This window comes from Desulfuromonadales bacterium, assembly GCA_035620395.1.
Taxonomy (GTDB): domain Bacteria; phylum Desulfobacterota; class Desulfuromonadia; order Desulfuromonadales; family DASPGW01; genus DASPGW01.
Genome location: DASPGW010000206.1, coordinates 23,740 through 30,601 on the forward strand (window position 1 = coordinate 23,740; position 6,862 = coordinate 30,601).

Here is a 6,862-nt window from a genome sequence, read left to right on the forward strand (position 1 = left end):
TTTTCCGCTATTCGCACCATCCCACAAACCGGCCTGTACCAGCCAGGCCGTAAGGAGACAAGGCAATGAAAGAAGGCATCCACCCCAAATACGAGGCCGTCACGGTCAAATGCCACTGCGGCAACACCTTTGAAACCCGCTCGACCCGGAAGGGGGGCGAAATCACCACCGAGATCTGTTCCTCCTGCCACCCCTTCTTCACCGGCAAGCAGAAACTGATCGACACCGCCGGCCGTATCGAGCGCTTCCGTAAAAAGTACGGCAACAAGTAAGGCCGCAGACGGCCCTGCGGGGCCGTCTCTTTTTTTGGGGTGCTTCGGGAATTCTCCTCGACGTCTCTGCAACGCCCCGGCTTGCCGAGGCGTTGCAGAGACGCTTAAAGGAACCATGCTCGTCCAGCTCTTGACCCATACCCCGGAACCGGAGCAGGTTGTCGCCGCTGCGGCCCGTCTCTGCTACTCCGCAGCCACCGTCGACCAGCTTCTGGAAAAAAGCCGTGCCGACCGGGAGGCGCTGCTCCGGAAGATCCTTTCCCTGGGCCATTTTTCCGTCCTCGAACACGTCACCTTCTCCTTCGGGGTCGAAGGGATCAGCCGGGCCTGCTCGCATCAATTGGTCCGCCACCGTCTGGCGTCCTATTCCCAGCAGAGCCAGCGCTACGTTTCCCACAAGGAGCGTTTCGCGGCCGTGACCCCACCATCTATCGCCGAACGGCCCGAACTCGCCTCCCGCTACGCCGCCCTGCTCGACGAGATCCACGGGACCTACCGGGAACTTCTCGCGGCAGGCATTCCAGCGGAGGATGCCCGCTTCGTTCTGCCCAACGCCGCCGAAACCAAGATCGTTGTGACCATGAACGCCCGTGAGCTACATCATTTCTTCAACCTGCGCTGCTGCCGCCGGGCGCAGTGGGAGATCCGCGCCATGGCCAGGGAGATGCTGCGGCTGGTCCGGATGGCGGCGCCGATGCTTTTCGCCACAGCGGGGCCCGGCTGCCTGCGGGGGAGCTGCCCCGAGGGGGCGATGAGCTGCGGGGCGATGGCCGAGGTTCGGAAGGAATACGCGGAATTGTCGTAGGGACGGACTGCGTCCGCCCTGGGTGCATGCTTTTGCCCCTACCTTGGATAAACCATTGATGTTCAAAAAACTAGAAGAAGTCGTCGACCGTTTTCGCGAAGTCGAGGGCCTGCTCTCCGACCCCGCCGTGGTGGGGAACCAGGAGAAGTTCCGCTCCCTGACCCGTGAGCACGCCGAACTCTCGGAGATCGTCGAAACCTACGGCTGCTACCGGAAAGTCTGCGACGATCTCGAGGGGAATCGTGAACTGCTCCGCGATGCCGACCCCGAGGTGCGCGAGATGGCGCGTCTGGAGATCCCGGAGCTGGAGAGCCAACAGGAGGCGCTCGCCCGGCAGCTCACCCTGCTGCTGCTGCCGAAGGACCCTAACGACGAAAAGAACATCATCCTCGAGATTCGCGCCGGCACCGGCGGCGAAGAGGCGGCGCTGTTTGCTGCCGATCTCTTCCGCATGTATTCACGTTACGCCGAGCGAAAAAACTGGCGGGTGGAAATCATGAGCGCCTCCGAGTCTGATGCCGGCGGCTTCAAGGAAATCATCGCCCTGATCAGCGGCCTGCGGGTCTATTCGCGGCTCAAATTCGAAAGCGGCACCCACCGGGTACAGCGGGTGCCGGAAACCGAGGCCCAGGGGCGCATCCATACGTCGGCCTGTACGGTTGCCGTTCTCCCCGAGGCCGACGACGTCGATCTCGATATCGATCCCTCCGATTTGCGCATCGATGTCTACCGGGCTTCCGGAGCCGGCGGCCAGCACGTCAACAAGACCGAGTCGGCGGTACGTATAACCCATATTCCGACCGGCGTGGTCGTTGCCTGCCAGGACGAGAAATCGCAGCACAAGAACAAAGCCAAGGCGCTCAAGGTTCTCAAGTCGCGGATTCTCGACAGCATGATGGCGGAGCAGCAGGCGAAGATGGCCGCCGACCGCAAGAGCCAGGTCGGCAGCGGCGACCGCAGTGAACGGATACGCACGTACAATTTTCCCCAGGGCCGCTGCACCGACCATCGTATCGGCCTGACCCTCTATCGTCTCGAGAGCATCATGCAGGGAGATATCGATGAAATCGTCGATGCCCTGAACGCCGATTTCCAGGCTGGGTCCCTCGCCGGCCAGGAGGATTGAGATTGGCCGAGGTCTGGACGGTTCTCAAGGTTTTGCAGTGGACTGCAGATTACCTGTCGCAGAAAGGCGTCGAGAACGGACGGCGGGATGCCGAACTGCTGCTGGGTGCTACGCTCGACCTCGACCGGGTGGGCCTCTACCTCAACTATGACCGCCCTCTCGCTTCGGCAGAACTCGCCGCCTTTCGTGAGCGGGTCGGTCGCCGGGCCCGGCGCGAGCCCTTGCAGCACATCCTGGGCCGGACGGAGTTCTGGTCCCTCTCTTTCGTTGTCACACCGGCGGTTCTTATCCCTCGGGCAGATACAGAAGTGCTGGTGGAAGAGGCGCTGAAACGGGCGGCCGGCGCCTGTTCGATCCTTGATGTCGGAACGGGCAGCGGTGCCGTTGCCGTCGCCCTGGCCCACGAGCTTCCGGCAGCGAAGGTGGCGGCGATGGATGTTTCGGCCGAGGCATTGGCGGTGGCGATGCAAAATGCCCGCAGCAATGATGTCGAAGGGCGGATAAGGTTTCTGCAGGCGGATATGGGAGCGCTCCCTGGTGGGCCCTACGATCTGATTGTCGCCAACCCCCCCTATGTCCCCGATGGAGAGATATCCGAACTGATGCCCGAAGTGCGCGACTTCGAGCCGCATCTCGCCCTGAGCGGCGGTCGGGACGGCCTCGACTGTTACCGGCGTCTGCTGCCGGCCGCCGCCGCCTGTCTGAAGCCCGACGGGTGGCTGTTGGTGGAGGTTGGCTGCAGGCAAGCGTTGCAGGTCACTGAGCTGTTTCAGGCCAACGGCTTCGCCGAGACCTTTACGGCGCGCGACCTGGCCGCTATCGAGCGGGTAGTCGGCGGACGGCTGGCGTAGGGGCACATTGCATGCGCCCTGGGCGGACGCAGTCCGCCCCTACACATACATGATTAATGAGGTCACTCCTTGGACAAGCTGGTCATCAAAGGCGGCAGGAAACTCTCCGGCGAAGTCAGTGTCAGCGGCTCGAAGAACGCTGCGCTTCCGGTCTTCATCTCCACCCTGCTGGCTCCCGGCGCGAACGAAATCCGGAACGTTCCGTTCCTGCGCGATATCAATACCACCATCAAGGTTCTCGAGTCCCTGGGTGCCGTCATCGAGGGCCGGGGGCACGTCGTGCGTATCGATACTTCCGGTGTCGATAACCACGAGGCGACCTACGACCTGGTGAAGACCATGCGCGCCTCCGTCCTGGTGCTGGGACCGCTGCTGGCTCGCTTCGGCCGGGCGCGGGTATCGCTGCCCGGCGGCTGCGCCATCGGTGCCCGTCCGATCAACCTGCATCTCAAGGGGCTGGCGGCGCTGGGCGCAGAGATCAACCTGACCCACGGCTACGTGGAGGCGAAGGCAAAACGGCTGAAGGGCGCGCGGGTCAACTTCGACATCTCCACCGTCGGCGGCACCGAGCAACTGATGATGGCGGCGGCCATGGCCAAGGGGGAAACCATCCTGGAGAATGCCGCCCGCGAGCCGGAGATCGCCGAACTGGCCGAGGTGCTGACCAAGATGGGTGCCCGGATCGAGGGCGCCGGCACCGATACTATCCGGATCATCGGTGTTGAGGCACTGCAGCCGGTCACCCACGCGGTGATGCCGGACCGGATCGAAGCCGGGACCTTCATGATCGCCGCTGCGATCACCGGCGGCGACATCCGCATCAGCAACATGCGCCTGGAGCATCTCGATGCCCTGGTCTTCAAGCTCCAGGATGCCGGCGTGGAGGTCACCAACCGGGACAACATCGTGCGGGTCAAGGGGCCGCGACGGATCAACGCCGTCAACATCAAAACACGGCCCTATCCTGGGTTTCCCACCGACATGCAGGCCCAGTTCATGACGCTGATGTGCCTGGCCGACGGTGCCAGCGTCATCTCCGAGAACATCTTCGAGAACCGTTTCATGCATGTCGCCGAACTGCTGCGCTTCGGTGCCGATATCGTCGTCGAGGGGAATGCCGCCACGGTCAAGGGTGTGAAGAAACTCTCCGGGGCCCCGGTCATGGCGACCGACCTGCGCGCCAGCGCCTCACTGATTCTCGCCGGTCTGGCGGCGAACAACACCACGGAAGTGTCGCGCATCTACCACCTCGACCGGGGTTACGAGCGGATCGAGGAGAAACTTCGCTCCCTCGGAGCGGACATTGAGAGAGTCAAGGAACCGATGTAGAGGAGCAATTTATTGGGTTCCGGGCGCGATGAGTCAAGCCTCTACGAGGAATTTAAAACCATGAGCGATTACATCACTTTCGCCCTGCCCAAGGGGCGTATCATGCAGGATTCGATGGCGCTTTTCGCCAGAATCGGCATCACCTGTCCGGAGATGGAGGGGGAGAGCCGCAAACTGGTCTTCGAAAACCGCGAGAGCAAATTCCGCTTCATGGCAGTGCGCGCCACCGATGTCCCCACCTACGTCGAGTACGGCTGCGCCGACCTCGGCGTGGTCGGCAAAGATACCCTGCTCGAACAGGGAAAGGATCTTTACGAGCCGCTCGATCTGAAGTTCGGCTACTGCCGCATGGTGGTGGCAGAGCCGGTGGAGTTGCGCCGCGAAGACGATCCCGCCAACTGGTCGAATATCCGGGTGGCGACCAAGTACCCCAACGTCACCGAGCGTTTCTTCGCCGCCAAGGGGATCCAGGTAGAAATCATCAAGCTCTACGGCTCGATCGAACTCGCCCCGCTGGTAGGACTGTCGGAGCGGATCGTCGATCTCGTCTCGACCGGCGCGACACTGCGGGAAAACGGCATGGTCGAGGTGGAGACCATCGCCGAGATTACCAGCCGCCTGATCGTCAACCGGGCCAGCCTCAAAACCAAGCACCGGCGGATCACCGAGATCATTGAAGGGCTGGAAAAGGTTGTGGCCGAGGGTCGGTAGGGGCACTGCCTGCTGCGCCCGGGGCAGGGCAAGCCCTGCCCCTCCAATTCCATGCGAGGGTAGTCATGATTCAGTTACTGCGCTTTTCCGACCCTGAATTCGAGACAGCGTTCCGCCGGATCGTCGAGCGGGGCGCGGGGACGCCGGCCTCCGTCGAGGAGACGGTTGCCGCGATCATCGCCGACGTGCGCCGGCGCGGCGATGCCGCCCTCTTCGACCATACGGCCAAGTTCGACCGGCTGCAGTTGACGACGGCGACGATGCAGGTCACTCCGGAAGAGATCGACCGGGCTCTGGCGGCAACCAGCCAGGATTCGCTCGACGCCCTGAAGCTGGCGGCCGGCCGCATCGCCGATTACCACCGCAAGCAGAAGACCGAGACCTGGCTCTCCACCGACGAAGCGGACATCCTCGTCGGCCAGATGGTGCGCCCCCTCGACCGGGTGGGCATCTACGTCCCCGGCGGCAAGGCCGCCTATCCCTCGTCGGTGTTGATGAACGCGGTGCCGGCCAGGGTGGCGGGGGTGGCCGAGGTGATCATGGTCGTGCCGATGCCCGGCGGCGAGGTCAATCCCCATGTGCTGGCGGCGGCGCATCTGGCGGGGGTCGACCGGATATTCAAGGTCGGCGGCGCCCAGGCCGTGGCGGCGCTCGCCTACGGCACCGAGACTATCCCAAGGGTCGACAAGATCACCGGCCCCGGCAACATCTACGTCGCCACCGCCAAGAAGATGGTCTTCGGCCAGGTCGACATCGACATGATCGCCGGTCCCAGCGAAATCCTGGTGATCAACGACGGCAGCGGCGACCCCAGGCACATCGCCGCCGACCTGCTCTCCCAGGCCGAGCATGATGAACTCGCCTCGTCGGTTCTCGTCACCACCGATGAAAAGATGGCGGCGGCGGTGCAGAAACAGGTCGAAGCGCAACTTGCCTGCCTGTCGCGCCAGGCCATCGCCCGGCAGTCGATCGACCGTTACGGAGCGATTGTCGTGGCTCGCGACCTGGAGGAGGCGATCGCCTTTTCCAACCGCATCGCTCCCGAACACCTTGAGCTGGCGGTGGCCAATCCCTTCGAAATTCTGCCGCTGATCCGCCACGCCGGGGCGATCTTCATGGGCCACCACACCCCCGAGGCGGCCGGCGATTACCTGGCCGGACCCAACCACACGCTCCCCACCGGCGGCACTGCCCGCTTCTTCTCGCCGCTGGGGGTTGACGACTTCGTCAAGAAGTCGAGCCTCGTCTCCTTCTCCCGGCAGGGGCTGGAGCGGCTCGGCCGTGCTATCATTCATATCGCCGAACTGGAAGGGCTGGAAGCCCATGCCCGTTCCGTTGCCATTCGACTCAAGGACTGAGGGAGGTCTGCTGTGAGCCGTACCGCCATTGTCGACCGTAACACCGCCGAGACCAATTTTCACCTCAAGCTGGTGCTGGACGGTTCGGGCCAGAGCGACATTTCGACCGCCGTCCCGTTCATGGATCACATGCTCACCCACGTGACCCGGCACGGCTTCTTCGACCTCACGGTGCAGGGGACCGGCGACACCCACATCGATGACCACCACACCGTCGAGGATCTCGGCATCTGTCTCGGCAAGGCGTTTCGCATGGCGCTGGCCGACAAGTCGGGCATCCGCCGCTACGGGCAGGGGAGCATGCCGATGCACGAGGCGCTGGTCTCGGTCAATATCGACTTCTCCGGACGCCCCTTCCTGGTCTACAACGTCGATATCCCCAAGACCAAGGTGGGCAACTTCGACACCGA

8 protein-coding genes are annotated in these 6,862 nt (G+C 63.3%); all 8 read left to right on the forward strand.

Annotated elements, in window-relative coordinates:
* The first annotated feature begins 65 nt into the window (after positions 1–65).
* Positions 66–272, forward strand: a complete 207-nt coding sequence (gene rpmE / locus VD811_11395) for a 50S ribosomal protein L31 (protein ID HXV21577.1) — start codon at positions 66–68, stop codon at positions 270–272.
* A gap of 115 nt (positions 273–387) precedes the next feature.
* Positions 388–1,077, forward strand: coding sequence for an FAD-dependent thymidylate synthase (gene thyX, locus VD811_11400; protein HXV21578.1), 690 nt, complete (start codon positions 388–390; stop codon positions 1,075–1,077).
* Positions 1,078–1,135: 58 nt separating this feature from the next.
* Positions 1,136–2,203 (forward strand): peptide chain release factor 1, encoded by a 1,068-nt coding sequence (gene prfA, locus VD811_11405; GenBank protein HXV21579.1) that lies wholly within the window; start codon positions 1,136–1,138, stop codon positions 2,201–2,203.
* A 2-nt stretch (positions 2,204–2,205) separates the two neighbouring features.
* Complete coding sequence (gene prmC / locus VD811_11410) at positions 2,206–3,054, forward strand: peptide chain release factor N(5)-glutamine methyltransferase (protein HXV21580.1); 849 nt, start codon at positions 2,206–2,208, stop codon at positions 3,052–3,054.
* Positions 3,055–3,123: 69 nt separating this feature from the next.
* The gene (gene murA, locus VD811_11415; protein HXV21581.1) at positions 3,124–4,383 is read left to right on the forward strand and encodes a UDP-N-acetylglucosamine 1-carboxyvinyltransferase; all 1,260 of its coding nucleotides are present in this window, start codon (positions 3,124–3,126) and stop codon (positions 4,381–4,383) included.
* Between the two features lie 60 nt (positions 4,384–4,443).
* Positions 4,444–5,094, forward strand: a complete 651-nt coding sequence (hisG, locus tag VD811_11420) for an ATP phosphoribosyltransferase (GenBank protein ID HXV21582.1) — start codon at positions 4,444–4,446, stop codon at positions 5,092–5,094.
* Positions 5,095–5,159: 65 nt separating this feature from the next.
* Positions 5,160–6,452, forward strand: coding sequence for a histidinol dehydrogenase (gene hisD, locus VD811_11425; protein ID HXV21583.1), 1,293 nt, complete (start codon positions 5,160–5,162; stop codon positions 6,450–6,452).
* 12 nt (positions 6,453–6,464) lie between these two features.
* Positions 6,465–6,862, forward strand: a 398-nt coding sequence (locus tag VD811_11430; protein ID HXV21584.1) for an imidazoleglycerol-phosphate dehydratase, incomplete at its 3' end; no start/stop codon positions are given.